Source organism: Ruegeria sp. G10 (assembly GCF_056533645.1).
This window is the reverse complement of the sequence record NZ_JBQFOQ010000001.1, coordinates 232,086-251,468: the sequence shown is the minus strand read 5'-3', so window position 1 is coordinate 251,468 and position 19,383 is coordinate 232,086. Positions and strand designations below refer to the sequence as shown.

The window sequence follows — 19,383 nt, the reverse complement described above, 5'->3', positions numbered from 1 at the left end:
TTCTCCTCAAGCTCGATCCGACGGATTGCCGGGCATCAGGTCATAGGGGTGTTTCCAGCCGGGCTGTTCGCTGAGGCGCGTCAGCCAGGCGTCGATATTGGGCCAGTCGGCGCGATCAAAGCCGAAGGGTTCGGGGTAATAAAGATAACCGCAGCAGCTGAGATCGGCATTGGTCACGCCATCCCCAACGATCCAGTCGCGGCCTTCCAGATGTGCGTTCAGCACGCTGTAAGCGGCCTTCAAACGCCCTTGGTTGAATGCGATGACATCCGCATTGCGATGCTCTTCGGGTAGGAAGTTGCACAGAAATCGGGTCAGGCCAGCCACCGAGCTGAGCTTGTGGTTGTCCCACAAAACCCAGCGGAAGATATCATAATTCTGGTCGCGATCTTTGCCGCCGAATTTGCCGGACTTCTCGGTCACATATGCCTGAATCGCGCCCGACTGGCTGGTGCTGAAATCGCCGTCGACCATCACCGGCGCTTCGCCCATTGCATTTACTTCAGCACGGTATTCCGGCGTTCGCGTTGCCCCGCCAAAGAAATCGACAAAGACCGGCTCCCAATCCAGTCCGGACATCTCAAGCGCGAGGGCGGCCTTGTACGAGTTCCCGCTTTCTCCGAAGCAATGAAGCTTGATGGTCATAAGAACGCCCCTCCCATGGCGTGTGCGGTTAGGTCGGAAATGAGTATTTGTGAAAAGATGAAGTTGCTTTCGTAACGTTCAATTAACGATCTTCTGTCTTCATGACCCTGCGGTACAGGCTGGAGAGCCGATGGCCGTAAAAGGTGAAGTCGTCCCTGTCCTGATGACGAGTGCGCCCGGTGGCAGGGACGCATCGCATCTTCATCTTTTCAAAAATACTCCCGCCGGAGGCATCTGAGCTCAGAGCTCGCGATGCCGGTTGATTTGCATTTTGTTTTCACCGCTTGCGCGCCTCCAACTCCGAGTTGAAAATGCGCAGCCTGTGCGTCAGGTTTTCGTGATCAATCACGCTGTTGAAGTTCTCGAACAGAAATGACAGTGCTTCACCTTCATCAAGACCGGCCTCGCGCGCGAAGCCGCGCAGTTTGCGATACCCTTCTTCGGTCATGGCGACCGGAAATCGGCGGGTCAGGCGAAAGCGTTTCGGCATCTTGTCTCCTTTGAATGTGGGTTCGGGTTTCAGTGCCCGAACCCACCCTGAGATCAGAAGTTCGCCGCGTCCAGTGCCATTACCGTGTCCGCGCCGGTCTGGATGCGGGCCAGATGCAAGGCGGTCGCGGGCAGGCGGCGGGCCATGTAGAAACGACCGGTGTTGATCTTGGTCTCGTAGAACTCTTTGTCCGAGGCACCGCCGTCCAGCGCGTCTTGTGCGGCCTTGGCCATCTGCGCCCACATCAGGCCCAGGCACACATGGCCGAACATGTGCATGAAGTCATAAGAGCCCGACAGCGCATTGTTGGGGTTCTTCATGCCTTCCTGCATGAAGTACATGCCCGCGGCCTGCAGATCTTTCGACGCGGCTTTCAGTGGTTCGATAAAGGCCTTGTCATAGCTCTCATCCTTGCCGCCGTTCTCTTTGCAGAAGGTCTTGACCATCTCGAAAAACGCCATGACGTGCTTGCCGCCATCCTGCGCTAGCTTCCGACCCACGAGGTCCAGCGCCTGAACGCCGTTTGCGCCCTCATAGATCATCGCGATCCGGGCGTCGCGGGTATACTGCGACATGCCCCATTCCTCGATGTAGCCATGGCCGCCGTAGACCTGCTGTGCCTGCACGGTCATGTCGTAGCCTTCGTCCGTCAGGAAGCCCTTGATGACCGGCGTCAGCAGCGAGATCAGCCCGTCCGCATCCGCGTCACCCGACCGGTGCGCCTTGTCGAGCACGGTCGCGCCCCACAGGATGAACGCGCGCCCGCCTTCGGTAAAGCTTTTCTGATCCATCAGGTTGCGGCGGATATCCGGATGTACGATCAGCGGATCGGCCGGGCCGTCCGGGTTCTTTACGCCGGTCACATCGCGGCCCTGCAGCCGGTCCTTGGCGTATTCCAAGGCGTTCTGGAACGCGGCCTCGGCCTGAGACAATCCCTGCATGCCTACACCCAGACGCGCCTCGTTCATCATGGTGAACATGGCGCGCATGCCCTTGTGTTCCTCGCCCAGCAGCCAGCCGGTCGCCTCGTCATAGTTCATGACGCAGGTCGAGTTGCCGTGGATGCCCATTTTCTCTTCGATCTTGCCGACCGACACACCATTGCGTTCGCCCAGCGAGCCGTCTTCGTTGACGATGAACTTCGGCACGATGAACAGAGACACACCCTTGATGCCCTCGGGGCCGCCGGGAATCTTCGCCAGCACCAGATGGATGATGTTGTCAGCCATGTCGTGATCACCGGACGAGATGAAAATTTTCTGGCCGGTGATTTTATAGCTGCCGTCGCTCTGCGGTTCCGCCTTGGTGCGCATCAGGCCCAGATCGGTGCCGCAATGCGGTTCGGTCAGGTTCATGGTGCCGGTCCATTCACAGCTAACCATGTTGGGAAGGTAGGTATTCTTCTGCTCTTCAGACCCGTGCGCCAAGATCGCTGAAGCCGCCCCATGGGTCAGGCCCTGATACATCACAAATGCCTGGTTTGCGCCCGAGAAGATCTCGCCCACGGCCGTCCCCATGACGTAGGGCATGTTCTGGCCGCCATACTCTTCCGGCATGTCGAGGCCCGTCCAGCCGCCTTCCTTCATCTGCTCGAAGGCATCTTTGAAACCCGTAGGGGTGTAGACAATCCCGTTCTCCAACCGGCACCCTTCGGTGTCGCCCACCACGTTCAGTGGGTGCAGCACGTTGGTGGCCACTTTGCCTGCTTCCTCCAGCACGGCTGCGGTGAATTCGGTCTCAAGCTCGGAATAACCGGGGATATCTGAGGCCGAGACCTTCAGAACGTCATGCAGGATAAACTGTGTGTCTTTTGTTGGCGCGTTATAGACGGGCATGTGAAGCTCCCTTAATTCATATGTCCGAGAGGGCGGGCTTATTCAGCCGCCTTCTTTTCCTGTTTCATCGAGGCGATAACCTTCTCGCCCCAGCGCAACTGCTCTTTCAGTTCGTCGATGGCCTGTGTCAGCTCTTCGCGGCGTGATTCCATGTCGGCCAGACGCTCGCACGCGATTTCATAGGTGCGGGACATCTGGGTGACCTGCTGGTCGCCCACATGGTACAGGTCCAGAAGCTGGCGGATTTCTTCGAGGCTGAAGCCAAAGCGCTTGCCGCGCAGGATCAGTTTCAGGCGTGCGCGGTCCCGTTTGGTGAACAGGCGCTTCTGGCCCTCGCGGATCGGAAACAAAAGCTCTTTGGCCTCGTAGAACCGCAAAGTGCGGGGCGTGACATCATAGGTCTCGCACATTTCGCGGATGGTCAGCAGATCTTCGGTCATGGTTCAAACTCTCATCACTGGCGTCATGTTGATTGAGTTGCGCAGTCGATGAGCGTTTTACAACACACAAGTGACGTTTACGTAATGTGGACGCTGCGTCACAAATAAGTTGACGTAACATCCGGTCGCGTAAAGGGTGGTTTCGAGAAATTTTCTTGCCGTAAGGGAAGGGCTATTTCAGCAGCTCAACCGTCTGATTGCGCAGCTGCTGCAGCGCGTCCATCGCCTCATCCAGTTGCGCGCGCTGCTGGCGCAGCTCTTCCATCTGGCGATCTGCCATCTCGATAAACGTCGCCATCTGGGCCTGATTGCCCTGATCTTCATAGATCAGCAGCCATTGGCGGATTTCTTCCAGCGGGAACCCGAACTTGCGGCCCCGCATGATCAACTTCATCCGCGCGCATTCGCGCGGGCCATAAAAGCGCGACCGGCCTTCGCGGTCGGGCTGCAGCAATTCGATATATTCGTAGTAACGCAGGGTGCGCGGAGTCACGTCGAACTCGGCGCACATTTCTTTGAATGACAAACGGGTGTCGGACATTCCGGGTCTCCTCGGCTGCAACCTAGGGTGTTGGGCCGGCAAGCGCAACAGGTGGGCTTGCCCTTGACGCAGGCGCAGGCCCATAAAGGGGCAGGCACAAGGACAGGACCCAACCCTATGGTCGACAAGACAGTTTTAGCGCGCCAATTCATCGAGGCGATCCCGCATGCCAAGGCTTTGGGACTCGATTTGACCCATATCGGTGAGGGTGAGGCCGAAATCTCGATGCCCTATAACGAAAAGCTGATTGGCGATCCTCGCACCGGGGTGATCCATGGTGGCGCGGTGTCTGCGATGCTGGACACCTGTTGCGGTGCAGCTGTGATGAGCCATCCATCCGCCCCGGGCGGCACGGCCACCATCGACCTGCGCATCGACTATATGCGTGCGGCAACGCCGGGACAGAGCATCCGCACCCGCGCCACGTGCTATCACATCACGCGCAACGTTGCATTTGTGCGCGCAACCGCAACGGATGATGACAGCGACCGCCCCGTCGCCACCGCCTCGGGCGCATTCACAGTGGAGGGTCGCTGACATGGCGCGCGCGCGACCCGAACCCATGCAGGTGGTCAAGCACCGCCGCGACGCCGCGCTGACAGCGCTGGTCGAAGGGGTGCCCTATATCCAATTTCTGAACATCACATTCGACCGACGCGGGGATGAGCTGACCGGTGTGTTGAATTTCGACGAAAAGCTGATCGGTAATCCGTTCCTGCCCGCCATCCACGGCGGCGTGACGGCGGCCTTTCTTGAAGTCACCGCCGTCATCACCCTGAGTTGGGAGCATATGTTCCCAAGGATCGAAAGCGGTGAGATCGATGCCGAGGATATTCTGACTAACGAAAATATCCGCTTTCCCAAGACCATCGATTTCACCGTCGACTACCTGCGCTCGGGCCTGCCGCGCGATGCCTATGCGCGGGCGTTCATCAACCGGTCGGGGCGGCGCTATGCCTCGGTCCGGGTCGAGGCGTGGCAGGACAACCACGCCAAGCTGTTTGCGCAGGGTACGGGTCATTTCCTGATGCCGCAGCCTCCGACACAGGCCTAAGCGTGGAGGACGCCAACGCGCCCATCACCCATCGGCGCGTGCTGAAAATCGCGTTGCCGATTGTGCTGTCGAACGCAACCGTTCCGATCCTTGGGGCGGTGGATACCGGCGTCGTGGGCCAGATGGGGCAGGCCGCCCCCATCGGTGCGGTCGGCATGGGCGCGGTGATCCTGTCGGCGATCTATTGGATTTTCGGCTTCCTGCGCATGGGCACCACGGGGCTGGCCGCGCAGGCGCGCGGGGCGGGCGATACGGCTGAGACCGGAGCGCTGCTGATGCGTGGCCTGTTGCTGGGCGGCACGGCGGGGCTGTTCTTTATCGCCGCTCAGGTCTGGGTTTTCCTCGGGGCCTTTGCCCTGTCCCCGGCCAGCGCCGAGGTCGAGGCGCTGACCCGCGCTTATCTGGAAATCCGTATCTGGGGTGCGCCTGCGACCATCGCCCTTTATGCGGTGACCGGCTGGTTGATCGCGGTCGAGCGCACGCGGGGTGTATTCATCCTGCAAGTCTGGATGAACGGGCTGAATATCGTGTTGGATTTATGGTTCGTTTTGGGCCTCGGCTGGGGCGTCGAGGGCGTTGCCATCGCGACCCTGATCGCGGAATGGACCGGCCTCGCGCTGGGTTTATGGCTGTGTGGCGACGCGTTCAGCGGCAAACAGTGGCGGGACTGGCCGCGCATTTTCGACGCCAGCCGCCTGCGCCGGATGTTGCAGGTGAATGGCGACATCATGGTGCGTTCGGTCTTACTAACGGGCGCGTTCACCACGTTTCTGTTCGTGGGCTCAGATTTAGGAGACGTGAATCTGGCCGCCAACCAGGTCTTGCTACAGTTCCTTGAGATCACAGCCTTTGCGCTGGACGGCTTCGCCTTCTCGGCCGAGGCGCTGGTCGGCGGCGCGGTTGGCGCACGTGATCGGCTGAAGGTCCGGCGCGCATCGGTGATGGCCTCGCAATGGGGCGTGGGCGGGGCGGTTGCGCTGGGGCTGCTGTTCTATCTGGCCGGACCTGCGCTCATTGACCTGATGTCGACCTCGCCCGAGGTGCGCAGCGCCGCGCGGGACTATCTGTTCTGGGCTGCGCTTGCCCCGGTGATCGGGGTGGCCAGTTGGATGTATGACGGCATTTACATCGGGGCCACCTGGACCCGCGCGATGCGCAACGCAATGATTCAATCGGTTGCGATCTATGTGGTGGCGCTGTTCGTGCTGGTCCCCACGATGGGCAATCACGGGCTCTGGGCTGCGCTGATGGTGTTGAACATCGCGCGCGGCGTCACGCTGGGCTGGAGGTACCCGAGGTTGGAGGCGCAGATCGCCTAAAGCAGGTCCAGCAGGTTCTCGGGCGGTCGGCCAATGGCGGCTTTGTCACCCGCAATGGCCACAGGGCGTTCAATCAGGATCGGATGCGCGGCCATCGCCTGAATCAGCGTCTCGTCCGGCGAGGTTTTGGTCAGACCCAGTTCCTTGAACACCTTCTCGCCCGTGCGCATCAGGCTAATCGCCGGGATACCCAGTTTGGCCAGAACCGCCCTGATTTCATCCGCCGAAGGCGCATCATCAAGATATTTGCGCACCTCCGGTTGCGCGCCGTTGTCCTGCAACAACGCCAGCCCGGCACGGGATTTGGAGCAGCGGGGGTTGTGCCAGTATTCGATCATAGCCAGTCCTCTCGTTTGCTGCCGACCGCTTGCGCGACCGAGGTGAAGCCATCGCGGGCCAGCAGGGCGTCCAGCCCATGGGCGATCTCGGCAGCCAGTGAAATTCCGCCATAGACCATCGCGGTATAGAACTGCACCGCAGATGCCCCGGCGCAAATCTTGGCATAGGCCTGTTCCGCCGTACTGATGCCGCCAACGCCAATCAGGGGGATATCTCCGCCGGTCAGTCGGCTGAGCTGCGCCAGCACACGGGTCGATTTCTCGAACAGGGGTGCACCGGACAGGCCGCCCGCCTGATCTTTGTGTGCGCTGTGCAAGCCGTCGCGGGACAAGGTTGTGTTGGTGGCAATCACCGCATCCACGCCGGTTTCGCGCGCGACATCAGCGATATCCTGCAGTTCGGTCTCGGTCAGGTCCGGCGCGATTTTGAGGAAAATCGGGATCGGGCGGGGCAGAGAATTGCGGGTCTCGATCACGCCGCCCAGCAGCGCGCTCAGCGCCGCCTTGCCTTGCAGATCGCGCAGCTTTTCGGTGTTGGGGGACGAGACATTGACAGTGGCAAAATCCAGATGCGCCGCGCAATGGGCCAGCACCTTGGCAAAATCTCCGGGCCGGTCGTCGCTGTCCTTGTTGGCCCCAAGGTTCAGCCCGATCACGGCATCCTTAGGGCGGTGAGCCAAGCGACGGGCCATGACCTCCATGCCCTCGTTGTTAAAGCCGAACCGGTTGATGGCGGCGCGGTCTTCGGAGAGGCGAAAAAGGCGCGGCTTTGGGTTGCCGGGCTGCGGGCGCGGGGTCACGGCACCGACCTCGATAAACCCGAACCCCGCGCGTGAGAGCGGGGTCAGCGCCTCGCCGTTCTTGTCAAAACCAGCGGCCAGCCCGACCGGGTTGGGCAGATCCAGTCCTGCGACACGGGTTCTCAGCCGGTCGGACGTCACAGGGCCGGGCGTTGGCGCAAGCCCTGCGGTCAGGGCCCTGATCGACAGCCCATGCGCGGTTTCGGGGTCAAGTCGGTGCAGGGCGGCCAGCCCTAGTTTCTCGGTCAGTTTCATCCGAAGGACACTCCACCTTTTGTTGGCGCGCAGCGGATCAGGCGCGAGGTTTCAACGGCGGCCTGTCGGTGGACCACAGCGGCGCGATAGCCGGGATCGGTCACCATATCTAGAAACGCATGAGCGGTGGGATAGCGGGCGATGAACACTGCGTCCCATGCTTCGTCTTGCGGACCGATCAGCGTGGCCTGAAACGCGCCGCGCCAGAGGATTGACGCGCCGATCCGGTCAATGATCGGCGCAGTTTCCACTCCATAGTTGCGATAAGCCTGCGCGCCGGTCAGCCGGGTATCGGCCAACGGATGATCCGACGGATAGTCTGCCAGATTGCGGAACCTCACCAGATTAAGCATCTCGATCGGATGATCCCGATCAAGGGCCTTGAACGCCTCGAATTGCTCGCGCTCGGGGTCGATGAAGCGGCTCATTCCATCTCCTCCGGGAAGCGATGGGCCTGCCCGTCATGTGGCAGGTCGCGGGACCAGACCACATCCGTCATCCGTATCTGGCGATAGAGATGTGGGAACAGGGCATCGCCGCGCGAAACCTCCCATTTCAGATCATCGCCCATAGCGTCCGCATCACAGGCCAGCAGCGTCAGCCCCTGGGTCCCGGCAAAGTGCTTGGCCGCCGTTTCGGCGGCCTGGGTGGCGGTCGAGAAATGCACGAACCCATCCGCCACATCAACGGGCGCACCATCCGAGGCCCCCTGCGCCTGCAGGGTCGCCCATTCATCGGCACGGAAAATCTTGTAAATCAGCATGATGCCCTGATGCCCCGCACGACGGGCAGAATCAAGCCGGATTTCCCCCTTTGACTCTTCGGGATGCACGGCGCACCATCACGTCAAACAACCACAGGGAGTTACATGATGTTCACCCGTTTTCTGGCCTCGGTTGCCGCTCTGGGCCTGACTGCCGGTATGGCTGCGGCCGAATACAAGTTGACCATTTTGCACACCAACGATCTGCACAGCCGGATCGAATCCATCAACAAATACGACTCAACCTGCGACGCCGAGGGCGAAGCTGAGGGCAAGTGTTTCGGTGGTGTGGCGCGCCTGAAAACTTTGGTGGATGCCAAGCGGGCGGAGCTGGCCGATGAAAATGTCCTGTTGCTGGATGCAGGCGATCCGTTCCAGGGTTCTCTGTTCTACACAACTTACAAAGGCGCGGTAGAAGCCGAGTTCATGGAGGCCATCGGCTATGACGTAATGGCGGTTGGCAACCACGAGTTCGACGACGGCCCCGCGGGTTTGGCGGCGTTCATTGATGCGGTCAGTTTCCCGGTAATCTCGGGCAATCTGGACCTGTCCTCGTCGGCCGAGTTGAAGGGTAAGGTGGACAACCACGTTGTATTGGACGTTGGCGGCCAGAAAATAGGCATCATCTCTGCGCTGGCTACAGACACTGTTGAGACGTCCAGTCCTGGTAAAGATGTCGTGTTTCAGGATGAGATCGACAGCCTCTCGGCTGATGTCGCTGCCCTGCAGGAAGACGGTGTGAACATCATCATCGCGCTGAACCACGTGGGTCTGGCCAAGGACATCGAAATTGCCGAGAAAGTGCCCGGTCTGGATCTGGTGGTCGGCGGCCACTCGCACACTTTGCTGTCGAACACGGATGAGGATGCCGCAGGTGCCTACCCGACCATGGTCGGCGACGTGCCTGTTGTTCAGGCCTATGCCTATTCGAAATATCTGGGCGAAATCACGCTGACATTCGACGATGACGGCAACCTGATTTCCGCAGAGGGTGCGCCGATCCTGCTGGACGCCTCGGTCACCCCGGATGCGGATATCGCTGCACGCGTCGCGGAAATGGGTGCCCCGATCGAAGAGATGAAGCAGCGCGTCGTTGCCAATTCCGGGGCTGCCATCGAGGGGTCGCGGGATATCTGTCGTGTGCAGGAATGTGAGATGGGCAATCTGGTTGCCGACGCAATGCTGGCGCGCGTCGCGGATCAAGGCGCGCAGATCGCGATTGCCAATGCAGGCGGACTGCGCGCCTCGATTGACGAGGGCGAGGTGACCATGGGCGAGGTGCTGACGGTGCTGCCCTTCCAGAACACGCTGTCGACCTTTGAGATCAGCGGTCAGGGCGTCATCGACGCGCTGGAGAATGGCGTAAGCCAGGTGGAAGAGGTCAAAGGCCGCTTCCCGCAGGTGGCTGGTATGACCTTCACCTGGGACCCGTCGGTCGCCCCGAACGAAGGCCGCATTACCGAGGTGATGGTCGCCAAGGATGGTGGTTTTGAACCCATTGATCCGGCGGCGACTTATCTGGTGGTCACCAACAACTATGTCCGCAACGGCGGCGACGGCTATTCCGTGTTTTCGGGCGATGACAAGAACGCCTATGATTTCGGACCCGATCTGGCGGATGTCACGGCCGAGTATCTGGCCGAAAACGCGCCGTATCAGCCTTATCTGGATGGCCGTATCAAGCAGAAGTGATATCTGCCTGACAAACACCAAAGGCCGCGTCCTCGGATGCGGCCTTTTTCGCAAGTCACGATAGGCCAACGCAATGGCGCTTGAATTCAACGATCTTCCGCAGCTTTACGCCCATGCGTTTGACAGCATCATCGATGTCCGCAGTCCGGCAGAGTTCGCCGAAGATCATCTGCCCGGTGCCATCAGCCTGCCGGTGCTGGACAATGACGAACGGGCGCGGGTGGGCACGATCTATGTCCAGCAGAGCCCGTTTCTGGCCCGGAAACTGGGCGCTGCCCTCGTGTTTCGGAATGCCGCAAGCCATATAGAAAACAGCCTGAGCCATCATGAAGGCGATTGGCGGCCTCTGGTCTATTGCTGGCGCGGTGGGCAAAGATCTGGTTCATTTGTCTGGATGCTGCAGCAAATCGGCTGGCGGGCCGAGCTGGTCGACGGCGGTTATCGCACCTATCGCAGGCTGGTGAAGCGCTACCTTTACGATGATCCGCTGCCGCATCGTCTGGTCGCTTTGGACGGCTATACCGGTACGGCAAAAACTGAATTGCTGAGCTATCTTCAGTCCCGAGGCGTGCAAGTTCTTGATCTCGAAGGTCTGGCCAATCACCGCGGATCGTTGCTGGGCGAAAAACCCGGCGGGCAACCCAGCCAGAAGGCGTTCGAATCGGCGTTGGCCAAAGCGCTCTGCAGCCTCGACCCGAACCGGCCTGTGGTGGTCGAGGCTGAGTCGTCCAAGATTGGCTCTTTGATCCTGCCGCCCGCGGTCTGGAAGGCGTTGTGCAGCGCGTCGCGCATTCGGATCACGGCGCCGATTGAGGCGCGTACTGCATATCTGCTCAGGGCCTATGAAGATATCCTGTCAGATGCAGCACGATTGCGCGACCGCCTGTCGCCGCTTCGCTCTCATCGTGGTCACGACGTTGTCGATGGTTGGATGGCTCTGATCGATGCGGGTGACAAGCCGGGGCTGACGCGGGCATTGATGCAGCAGCACTACGATCCGTCCTATGCAAAATCGTGTCGGGCGCAAACGGCGGAGGTCTGTGCCGAGGTTGAAGCCCTGTCTTTGGATGACAAGGGGCTTTCCGCTGCTGCGGACCGCATTGCGCAGGTGTTGGATCAGCTTTGAAGGCGCAGACCGGGTTGTTGATCCATATGTCCGATGATCTCAGCCGGATAGCCCGCAGCCCTTAACTCTGCACAGATCAATGTCGCTTTATCGGTGGGCAGTGCGGCCAACAGCCCGCCGGCAGTTTGCGGATCGTACAACAAGTCGGCTTTGCCCCCTTCCGGTAGCTCGGGCGTAAGCGCGCGGTTGTCTGCATAAAGGGTCGAGCGGACGCCTTGCTTGCTCAGGTCCAAAGCGCCTTGCATCACGGGGATTGCATTCAGATCCAGAGTCGCGCCACAACCAGATGCGGCGCACATCCCCTGCAAATGACCTGCGAGGCCGAAACCGGTGACATCGGTCATCGCATGGGCCTCACCCAGCAGGCGAGAGGCCGTGGCCTGTGGATGCGTCATATGCGCGAAAGCTGCCGCAACCCAGTCGCCATCGGCCTCACCGGCCATTTCGGCGGCCATCAAAACACCGCTGCCGATCGGTTTGGTCAGGATCAAAGCATCGCCGGGTTTTGCGCCGCTCAGGGTGATCGGATCGGTGTCGCACAGGCCGGTCAGCGTAAACCCGATGGTCATTTCGTCCCCCATCGAGCTGTGGCCGCCAACGATCTCGGCCCCGGCGTCGCGCATGACCTCGGCCGCAGTGGTCATGATTTCGGCCAGTGTGCGTTGCTGCAACTCTGCCGACATTCGGGTCAGGATAAGCGTCGCGGTCGCGGCCTGCGGCTGTGCGCCCATGGCCCAGATATCGCCAAGCGCATGAACGGCGGCGATCCGCGTCATCAGAACCGGGTCATCGCTCAGGCTGCGCAGGTGGTCCGAGGTCATCACCTGCCGCGCCCCGCCTGTGCTCAACAGCGCGGCATCGTCACCGGGTAGGGGCGTTATGTCCCCGCGCTCAGGTGCTGGTAAGTCGCGCAACGCAGTCTGTAATGCTTCGCGTCCAACCTTGGCGCCGCAGCCCCCGCACATGGGTTTGGCACCCAGTGCCTCGTGCATTCCATCGGCGCGTAGACGGGGCAGGGTGGGGGCCTGCATTTTTGGCAACGCGCGGAACCTGTTCATAAAGCTCTGATCGATGTGGTTTTTCCACTTCCACATCAGCGGCCCGCTGAACGAAGTGCCCAGACGTTCGGCCAGTGCGGATTTACCACCCAGCGAGATAAGCTTCAGATAGTCCTTTTGCGGCGTGTAACGGCGCATCCTGCCTGCACCCAAGGCGGCCCTGAGATTGTCGAACAGCACCGGAGCCTCACGCACCGCATAAACGCCCGCCTTGGGGCGTGGGTTTTCCGAGAGGTGGGCGCAGTCTCCGGCGGCGAAAATTGCGGGGTCGCTGGACTGAAGATAGCCGTTCACGCGTATATAGCCGTCGTGAAGCTCTAGTCCGCTGCTGGCCATCCAGCCATAGGGTCGCGCACCGGCCGCCCCGGTGATGAACGCGGCAGGGATTTCGCGCCCGTCACTCAGGGTGATCTGGCCCGCCGAGATCTGTTGGATTGTGCTCTGTTCAAGAACCTCAACACCCAACTGCGCCATCGCCTGCCGGATCGTGGCGGCGGCCTTTGGGACCGTCGCAGTCAATGCCGTGGCATTATCGATCAGTGTCACCTGTGCGTTGCGCCCTTTGCTGCGCAGCGCGTGCGCCATCGCCATGACAAGTTCGACGCCCGCGACGCCGCCGCCAATCACAGCGACCGAGGCCGGGCCGGACCCGGCCAGATAACCGGCCCATTGCGCCGCAAACGGTCCCAGCGGTTTAGCCGGAACCGCATGGTCGGCAAAACCGGGCAGGGCGGGCATGTCCGAGGTGATGCCTACGTTGACCGAGGCGACATCAAATGCCACGGGCGGACGACCGGGCACGTGGACCTGCTGCGCATCTGGGTCAATCCCGTCGACTGCACCCAGAATGACGCGCGCACCGGCAAACCGCGCCAGACGGACCAGATCGATATCCAACTCCCACCGCTCATAGTGACCGGCGACAAAGCCGGGCAGCATGCCGGAATAGGGCGCGGTAGGGCCGGGATTGATCACCGTGACCCGTGCGCCGGGCAGTGGGTTCATGCCCCACTTGCGCAGCAGCAGCGCGTGGGTGTGGCCTCCGCCTATCAGAACCAGATCGCGGGTCAGGGGCAGCGGAGGTGTTTTCATGGCTCTCAGTTCGTGCTGTGGTCCGGGACGTCCTCGACCTGTTCGACCGCGTGGGTAGCCCAAAGCTCATCCTCGCCCGCGTCCGGCAGATCACCGGGCTTTTCATGGCGGTGAATGTGCCATTTGGCAATGAACAGGGCTGTGATCGGCGCGGTCAGGAACAAAAACAGCGTGATCAGCAATTCGTGCAGCGACAGTTTACCCTCAAGCAGCACCGAATGCGCGATCGAGGCCAACAGGACGCCGCCCACCCCCAGCGTGGTCGCTTTGGTGGGGGCGTGCAGTCGGGACATTGGATCCTTCAGCTTGATCATACCGAACGAGCCGACAAAACCGAAAATGCCCGAGACGATCAGGAAGAAGGCGATGAGCAGTTCGAAGATGAATGTCATACCGCCCTCACTCGATGATATTGCCGCGCAGCATAAAGCGCGCATAAGCCACCGTTGAAACAAAGCCCAGCATGGCGATTATCATGGCGGATTCGAAGAATATCTCGGTCTCGACACTCAGCCCGTACAGGATCAACAGCGCGATGGTGTTGATCACCATCGTGTCCAGCGCCAGAACGCGGGTGCCGACGCCTTCGGCCGAAATGATCCGATACAGGCACAGCATGATGGCTGTACCGAAACAGGCAAAGGCAAAGTAAATCGCATAGGTGATCATTCGAAAATCTCCTTCAGGCGGCGTTCGTAGCGTTGCTTGATCTGGTCGCGCACCTCTTCTGGGTTGGGGGCGTCCAGGCAGTGAACCAGCAGGCAATGCCCCTGCGCGGACAGATCGCAACTGACGGTGCCGGGGGTCATTGTGATGGTTCCGGCCAGCACGGTAATGGCTTCGGGCGTACGCAACTCTAGCGGGACGCTGACAAAGCCGGGCTGCCGATCCGCATCGCGTTTGAACAGGATGATCCGGGCGACCGCGATGTTGGCCATCACGATATCCCACAGAACCACCAGCATGTATTCGGCTACCATCGGCCAGTTGCGCAGCTTGGGGCGGTCGGGCCAATAGGGCTGGGTGATGAAGGGAATGATGATGCCCAGCAGCAACCCAAAGACCAGCGAGTTCAGGGACCCGTTATTGGCCAGCAGGACCCAAACAAATGTCAGCAGAAAGGTCAGATGAGGGTGCGGAAATATGCGGTGCAGAAGCTTTCTCATTGCTCTCCTCCCAGCACTGACGAGATGTAGTCATCCGGCGCAAAAAGCTGCGCCGAGGTGCCGCTGGCATAATCCAGCGCCGGACCGGCAAACAGCGTCAGAAGCACCAGACCCAAAACAGCGCCAAACACCGACGTAAAGGCGAGACCCGGATGAGGTTCGGGCGCGTGTTTTGGTGCAGCTTCTTCTTCGGGGTCGGGTGCAGGGTTGTGCTGCGTATCGTGGCTTTTCCAGAAGATCATAGTCCCGGCGCGGGCCAGTCCAACGATGGTGACAAAGGACCCGATCAGGATCACCGCCCAGACCGCGTTGGCATCCGGGGCCCCGCGTGACGCGTCCAGAACCAGCAGCTTACCGATGAAACCCGATAACGGCGGCATACCCGCCATGGCAATCGCGCCGACGAAGAACAGCGCCGAGATCAACCCGGTTTGCGCCATCGGGGCTGTCGGTGAGATGGCACCGCCGCGGCGCTCCATCACCATATCGGCGACAAGGAACATCAGTGCTGTCGCCAGTGTGGAGTGGAAGATGTAATACAGCGCCGCCGCCGTCGCCGCCTCATTGAACAATGAGATCGCGATCAGCAATGTGCCCATCGAGGCGATGGCGCAGAAGGCGACCATCCGCGCGATGTGCTGCGATCCCAGAATGCCGATCGCCCCGACGGCCAAGGTCAGCAGGGCTGCGGGTTGCAGCCACGTTCCGACCAGACCATCGGTGGCGGCGACCTCTGGGCCGAAGACCAGCGTGTAGACGCGCAGGATCGAATAGGCTCCGACTTTGGTCATGATCGCGAACAGGGCGGCCACGGGCAGCGGGGCATTGGCATAGCTGGCGGGCAGCCAGAAATGCAGCGGCAGGACTGCAGCCTTGATACAGAACACCAGCAACAGCAGAACTGCGCCGACCCGCAGCAAGGCGGTGTCCTCAGGAGGGATCTCGGCAACACGGACAGCCAGATCGGCCATGTTCAGTGTCCCGGTCACAGCATAGAGCGTGCCCAGAGCAAACAGAAACAGGGTCGAGCCCAACAGGTTATAGGCCACATATTGTACGCCAGCTTTCAACCTCACCGCTCCGCCTGCATGGGTCATCAGCCCGTAAGAGGCGATCAGCAGCACCTCGAAGAACACAAACAGGTTGAAGGCGTCGCCGGTCAGGAAGGCGCCGCAGACCCCCATAAGCTGAAAATGAAACAGCGCGTGGAAATGTTTGCCGCGTTCATCCCAGCCGGACCCGATGGCATACAGAACAATGGGCAGGGCCAGAAGGGCGGTCAGCAACACCATCATGGCCGATAGCTTGTCCAGGACCATGACGATACCGAAAGGGGCGGGCCAGTTGCCAAGCTCGTAGACCTGAACCTCTCCTCCGGCGGCTTGCGCGGTAATCGTCAGCGCAATGCCCAGCAGACCGAAAACGCCCGCGACCGAGAAGATGCGCTGCAGGTCCAGGTGATAGCGCAGGACCATGATGATGAACGGGGCCAGGATCGCGGGCAGGACGATCGGCGCAACGATCCAGTGATTCATGCGTCTTCTCCCGGCGCGTCCACGCTGTCGCTGGCGCTCATGTCGATGTGGTCATCCTTTGAGGACAGATAGGCCGACAGCGCGATCATCACGATCACGGCCGTCATCCCGAACGAGATCACAATGGCTGTCAGCACCAGCGCCTGTGGCAGCGGATCGGTATACGGGACGTCTTCGTATTTGTTCAGAACGGCGGGCGCGTTTGTCGCCAGCCGCCCGGTCGCAAACAGGAACACGTTGACTGCATAGGTGATCAGCGACAGGCCAAGGATCACGGGGAAAGTCCGGCGGCGCAGGATCAGGAAAATCCCGGCGGCGGTCATGACGCCTACGGCAGAGGCTACGAGCGCTTCCATCAGGCCTGCTCCTTCTCATTATTTTGGTCCTGAGGGTCATCCCGCAGCGGGTTGATATCCATCGGGAATTCTTGTGCCATGCCCGGCTGCCATGCGAACCGCGACAGGCTGTCTAGGGCCAGCATTACCGCGCCCAGCACGGCCAGGAACACGCCTGTATCGAACAGGATTGCGGTCGCCCATTCGAACTCTTCCAGCGGGGGCCAGTTGATATAGCCGAAATCGCTGGTCAGGAACGGACGTTCGTTGAACCAGGCGCCCAGACCGGTGGCTGCGGCAATCAGCACGCCCCAGCCGATGGTGCCGTGGTAGTAGAACCTTTGTCGCTCGATCGCCCAGGTATAGCCACTGGCCATGTACTGCATCAGGAACGCAATTGCGACGATCAGGCCCGCGATAAAGCCACCTCCGGGCTGGTTGTGGCCACGGAAGAAGATATAGGCCCCGACCATCAGCGCGATGGGCATCATCACGCGGGTGACGACGACCATCATCAGCGGGTGCGAATCCCCCGATTGCGGCCAATGCGGTTTGCGGTTCAACAGATAGCTTCGAACATTGGTGCCCAGAACCGCCTCGGTCAGGGCAAAGATGATCAGTGCGGCGATGCCCAGCACGATGATCTCGCCAAAGGTATCAAAGCCACGGAAATCGACGAGGATCACGTTTACGACATTGGTGCCGCCACCGCCTTTGTAGGAATTGGCCAGATGGAATTCCGAGATCGTCGGAAAGGCGAAATCCCGCATCATCAGCGCATAGATCAATGCGCCCGAGCCGATCCCCGCAATCACCGAGATCGCGGCATCGCGCCAGCGCCGCGCCGCGCTGCTGTCCCATGGGGTCTCGGTCGGCAAGAAGTTCAGCGACAGCAAGAGAAGGATCATCGTGACGACTTCTACCGAGATCTGCGTAAGCGCCAGATCCGGGGCCGAAAGATAGTTGAAGGCCATCGAAACGATCAGGCCGACCACCCCGATCAGCACCAGAGACAGCAAACGGTTGCGATGGAACCACATGATCGCCAGCGTCGCGACAATCAGACAGATCCAGCCGATGATCGGAATGATCTGGGGCTCTAGCGGCACCCGCGTTTCGACGCCAATGGTACCGGTGGAATAGGCATAATAGCCCAAACCCACGGTGAAGGCGACGAAGATGATCGCATAGCGGCTGAGGACACCGTTGTGCAACTCGTCCGTGATCCAGCGGCTGGCGCGGGTCAGCGCCGCGATGAGTGCCTCGAAAATCACCTTGGCTTCGGGACGGGGCAGCGCGTTCCAGATCTGATCCCCACGCTTGTGCAGTGACAGCAGAAACAGGCCGCCAAGCGTCGCGACAACGGACATATAAAGCGCGGGCGTAAAGCCGTGCCACAGTTTCAGCGAGTAATAGGGCAGCTTTTCGCCGCCGATCACGGCGCTGGCCACAACCGCGACCAGAGGGCCTACGATGGCGGCCGAATACAGGCCGATCAGGATCACCAGCACGACAAGGAAAGCCGGGGCCAGCCAAAGGCCAACAGGCGGGTCATGCGGGTGCGCCGGGTAGTCGTCGCGCGTTTCCCCCAGAAACACATGGCTGATGAACCGGAAGGAATAGGCTGCTGAAAACAGCGCCGCCAGCAGCGCCAGACCGGGCACCAGATAATGGGTGTTCAGCCACGTGGTGTGCACGGTTTCCTCAAGCATCATTTCTTTTGACAGGAACCCGTTCAGCGGTGGCAGACCGGCCATCGACAAGGCTGCGATGGTGCCGATGGTAAAGGTGATCGGCATCAGGTGGCGCAGCCCGCCCAGTCGTTTGATATCGCGCGTTCCGGCCTCGTGATCGACGATCCCGGCGGTCATGAACAGGGCCGCTTTGAACGTTGCGTGGTTGATGATGTGGAACACGGCGGCAACGGCAGCGAACTTGGTGCCAAAGCCCAGCAGCATGGTCACCAGACCCAGATGCGAGACCGTCGAAAACGCCAGAAGCGCCTTGAGATCATCCTTGAACAGCGCGATGACCGCGCCCAGCAACATGGTGATCAGACCCGTCGTGGCCACGATATAGAACCACGCATCGGTGCCCGCCAAAACGGGCCACATCCGTGCCATCAGGAACAGACCGGCCTTCACCATCGTGGCCGAGTGCAGATAGGCCGAGACAGGGGTTGGCGCGGCCATGGCGTGCGGCAGCCAGAAGTGGAACGGGAACTGAGCGGACTTGGTGAAACAACCCAGCAGAATCAGGATCAGCGCGGGCAAGTAGTAGGGTGAGTTCTGGATCAGCTCTTTGTTCTGTAGAATGACGCTCAGGTCATAGGATCCCACGATATTGCCGAGGATTAGCATCCCCGCGATCATCGCCAAACCGCCTGAACCGGTGACGGCCAGTGCCATGCGCGCACCTTGCCGCCCCTCGGGCAGATGTTTCCAATAACCGATCAGCAGGAATGAGCTGAGAGACGTAAGTTCCCAGAAAATAAGCAGAAGCAGGATGTTGTCGGACAGAACGATCCCGACCATCGCGCCCTGAAACAGAAGCAAATAGGTGTAGAACTGCCCCATCGGATCTTCGCGCGACAGGTAGAACCGCGCATAGAGGATGATCAGCAGGCCAATCCCAAGGATCAGCAGCGCGAACAGAAAACCCAGGCCGTCCAGCATGAAATTCGCGTTCAAACCAAGGCCTGGTATCCAGTCAAAGCGTGCGGTCACCACATCTCCGCGCATGACGCTGGGGATGTGGATCAGCAGCCCCATCAACGCCAGAAAGGTGGTCAACCCGGCGGCCGAGGCTGCAGCGTTTCGTCCTGCCCGTATCAGGAGGGCTGGAAAGACAGCTCCGAGGAAGGGAAGGGCCGCGATAAGGAATAGGGACAAGTGCGATA

At 60.5% G+C, this 19,383-nt stretch carries 21 protein-coding genes; 5 read left to right on the top strand and 16 right to left on the bottom strand.

The annotated features are described in order from the left end of the window. Nucleotides 1-6: 6 nt before the first annotated feature. The 5 genes from ACR0KM_RS01200 to ACR0KM_RS01180 form a co-directional block, all read right to left on the bottom strand. Nucleotides 7-645, bottom strand: a complete 639-nt coding sequence (locus ACR0KM_RS01200; protein WP_480857090.1) for a glutathione S-transferase family protein — start codon at nucleotides 643-645, stop codon at nucleotides 7-9. Between the two features lie 277 nt (nucleotides 646-922). Further along, the gene (locus ACR0KM_RS01195; protein ID WP_480819503.1) at nucleotides 923-1,135 is read right to left on the bottom strand and encodes a hypothetical protein; all 213 of its coding nucleotides are present in this window, start codon (nucleotides 1,133-1,135) and stop codon (nucleotides 923-925) included. A 53-nt stretch (nucleotides 1,136-1,188) separates the two neighbouring features. Further along, the gene (locus ACR0KM_RS01190) at nucleotides 1,189-2,970 is read right to left on the bottom strand and encodes an acyl-CoA dehydrogenase C-terminal domain-containing protein (RefSeq protein WP_480857092.1); all 1,782 of its coding nucleotides are present in this window, start codon (nucleotides 2,968-2,970) and stop codon (nucleotides 1,189-1,191) included. A 38-nt stretch (nucleotides 2,971-3,008) separates the two neighbouring features. Then, nucleotides 3,009-3,410 carry a MerR family transcriptional regulator gene (locus tag ACR0KM_RS01185; protein ID WP_480819505.1) on the bottom strand — a complete coding sequence of 134 codons (402 nt, stop codon included), beginning with the start codon at nucleotides 3,408-3,410 and terminating at the stop codon, nucleotides 3,009-3,011. A gap of 172 nt (nucleotides 3,411-3,582) precedes the next feature. Further along, nucleotides 3,583-3,951, bottom strand: coding sequence for a MerR family transcriptional regulator (locus ACR0KM_RS01180; protein ID WP_480857094.1), 369 nt, complete (start codon nucleotides 3,949-3,951; stop codon nucleotides 3,583-3,585). Between the two features lie 117 nt (nucleotides 3,952-4,068). On the opposite strand from ACR0KM_RS01180, the gene ACR0KM_RS01175 reads away from it, so the two are divergent. From ACR0KM_RS01175 to ACR0KM_RS01165, 3 genes are read left to right on the top strand one after another with little or no spacing between them, the layout of a single operon-like run. Further along, nucleotides 4,069-4,488: a PaaI family thioesterase gene (locus tag ACR0KM_RS01175; protein ID WP_480819506.1), complete on the top strand. Its 420-nt coding sequence runs from the start codon at nucleotides 4,069-4,071 to the stop codon at nucleotides 4,486-4,488. 1 nt (nucleotide 4,489) lies between these two features. Then, nucleotides 4,490-5,005, top strand: a complete 516-nt coding sequence (locus tag ACR0KM_RS01170) for a PaaI family thioesterase (protein ID WP_480819507.1) — start codon at nucleotides 4,490-4,492, stop codon at nucleotides 5,003-5,005. Nucleotides 5,006-5,007: 2 nt separating this feature from the next. Next, nucleotides 5,008-6,324 (top strand): MATE family efflux transporter, encoded by a 1,317-nt coding sequence (locus ACR0KM_RS01165; protein ID WP_480819508.1) that lies wholly within the window; start codon nucleotides 5,008-5,010, stop codon nucleotides 6,322-6,324. On the opposite strand, the gene arsC is transcribed toward ACR0KM_RS01165, so the two are convergent. Genes arsC through ACR0KM_RS01145 form a run of 4 tightly spaced genes read right to left on the bottom strand, consistent with a single transcriptional unit; the run spans nucleotide 6,321 to nucleotide 8,480 of the window. Continuing rightward, the gene (arsC, locus tag ACR0KM_RS01160) at nucleotides 6,321-6,662 is read right to left on the bottom strand and encodes an arsenate reductase (glutaredoxin) (protein ID WP_480528593.1); all 342 of its coding nucleotides are present in this window, start codon (nucleotides 6,660-6,662) and stop codon (nucleotides 6,321-6,323) included. The genes ACR0KM_RS01165 and arsC overlap by 4 nt on opposite strands. Further along, the gene (locus ACR0KM_RS01155) at nucleotides 6,659-7,717 is read right to left on the bottom strand and encodes a quinone-dependent dihydroorotate dehydrogenase (protein WP_480857095.1); all 1,059 of its coding nucleotides are present in this window, start codon (nucleotides 7,715-7,717) and stop codon (nucleotides 6,659-6,661) included. Before ACR0KM_RS01155 ends, arsC begins: the two co-directional genes overlap by 4 nt. After that, a complete protein-coding gene (locus ACR0KM_RS01150) occupies nucleotides 7,714-8,145 on the bottom strand; it encodes a DUF1330 domain-containing protein (RefSeq protein ID WP_480857097.1) in 432 nt (143 codons plus the stop codon). The genes ACR0KM_RS01155 and ACR0KM_RS01150 overlap by 4 nt, the downstream gene beginning before the upstream one ends. Further along, the gene (locus ACR0KM_RS01145; protein WP_480857100.1) at nucleotides 8,142-8,480 is read right to left on the bottom strand and encodes a DUF952 domain-containing protein; all 339 of its coding nucleotides are present in this window, start codon (nucleotides 8,478-8,480) and stop codon (nucleotides 8,142-8,144) included. The genes ACR0KM_RS01150 and ACR0KM_RS01145 overlap by 4 nt, the downstream gene beginning before the upstream one ends. 108 nt (nucleotides 8,481-8,588) lie before the next feature. Between ACR0KM_RS01145 and ACR0KM_RS01140 the strand changes: the two genes are divergently transcribed. Both ACR0KM_RS01140 and mnmH read left to right on the top strand, forming a co-directional pair. Beyond that, a complete protein-coding gene (locus ACR0KM_RS01140) occupies nucleotides 8,589-10,172 on the top strand; it encodes a bifunctional metallophosphatase/5'-nucleotidase (RefSeq protein ID WP_480857622.1) in 1,584 nt (527 codons plus the stop codon). Between the two features lie 73 nt (nucleotides 10,173-10,245). Beyond that, nucleotides 10,246-11,298, top strand: coding sequence for a tRNA 2-selenouridine(34) synthase MnmH (mnmH, locus tag ACR0KM_RS01135; RefSeq protein ID WP_480857102.1), 1,053 nt, complete (start codon nucleotides 10,246-10,248; stop codon nucleotides 11,296-11,298). Here the strand turns inward: mnmH and selD are convergent. The 7 genes from selD to ACR0KM_RS01100 are packed head-to-tail and all read right to left on the bottom strand — an operon-like array spanning nucleotide 11,289 to nucleotide 19,375. Further along, on the bottom strand, nucleotides 11,289-13,448 hold the full coding sequence (selD, locus tag ACR0KM_RS01130; protein ID WP_480857103.1) for a selenide, water dikinase SelD: 2,160 nt from the start codon (nucleotides 13,446-13,448) through the stop codon (nucleotides 11,289-11,291). The two genes, mnmH and selD, sit on opposite strands and share 10 nt — an antisense overlap. Nucleotides 13,449-13,453: 5 nt before the next feature. Then, a complete protein-coding gene (locus ACR0KM_RS01125) occupies nucleotides 13,454-13,840 on the bottom strand; it encodes a Na+/H+ antiporter subunit G (RefSeq protein WP_480819516.1) in 387 nt (128 codons plus the stop codon). 7 nt (nucleotides 13,841-13,847) lie between these two features. Further along, entirely contained in the window at nucleotides 13,848-14,117 is a 270-nt protein-coding gene (locus ACR0KM_RS01120) for a K+/H+ antiporter subunit F (RefSeq protein WP_480857104.1), read from the bottom strand. Beyond that, nucleotides 14,114-14,614 carry a Na+/H+ antiporter subunit E gene (locus tag ACR0KM_RS01115; RefSeq protein ID WP_480857105.1) on the bottom strand — a complete coding sequence of 167 codons (501 nt, stop codon included), beginning with the start codon at nucleotides 14,612-14,614 and terminating at the stop codon, nucleotides 14,114-14,116. The genes ACR0KM_RS01120 and ACR0KM_RS01115 overlap by 4 nt, the downstream gene beginning before the upstream one ends. After that, a complete protein-coding gene (locus ACR0KM_RS01110; RefSeq protein ID WP_480857107.1) occupies nucleotides 14,611-16,149 on the bottom strand; it encodes a monovalent cation/H+ antiporter subunit D in 1,539 nt (512 codons plus the stop codon). Before ACR0KM_RS01110 ends, ACR0KM_RS01115 begins: the two co-directional genes overlap by 4 nt. Continuing rightward, the gene (locus tag ACR0KM_RS01105; protein ID WP_480819520.1) at nucleotides 16,146-16,505 is read right to left on the bottom strand and encodes a Na+/H+ antiporter subunit C; all 360 of its coding nucleotides are present in this window, start codon (nucleotides 16,503-16,505) and stop codon (nucleotides 16,146-16,148) included. Before ACR0KM_RS01105 ends, ACR0KM_RS01110 begins: the two co-directional genes overlap by 4 nt. Next, nucleotides 16,505-19,375, bottom strand: coding sequence for a monovalent cation/H+ antiporter subunit A (locus ACR0KM_RS01100; RefSeq protein WP_480857109.1), 2,871 nt, complete (start codon nucleotides 19,373-19,375; stop codon nucleotides 16,505-16,507). Before ACR0KM_RS01100 ends, ACR0KM_RS01105 begins: the two co-directional genes overlap by 1 nt. Nucleotides 19,376-19,383: the final 8 nt, after the last annotated feature.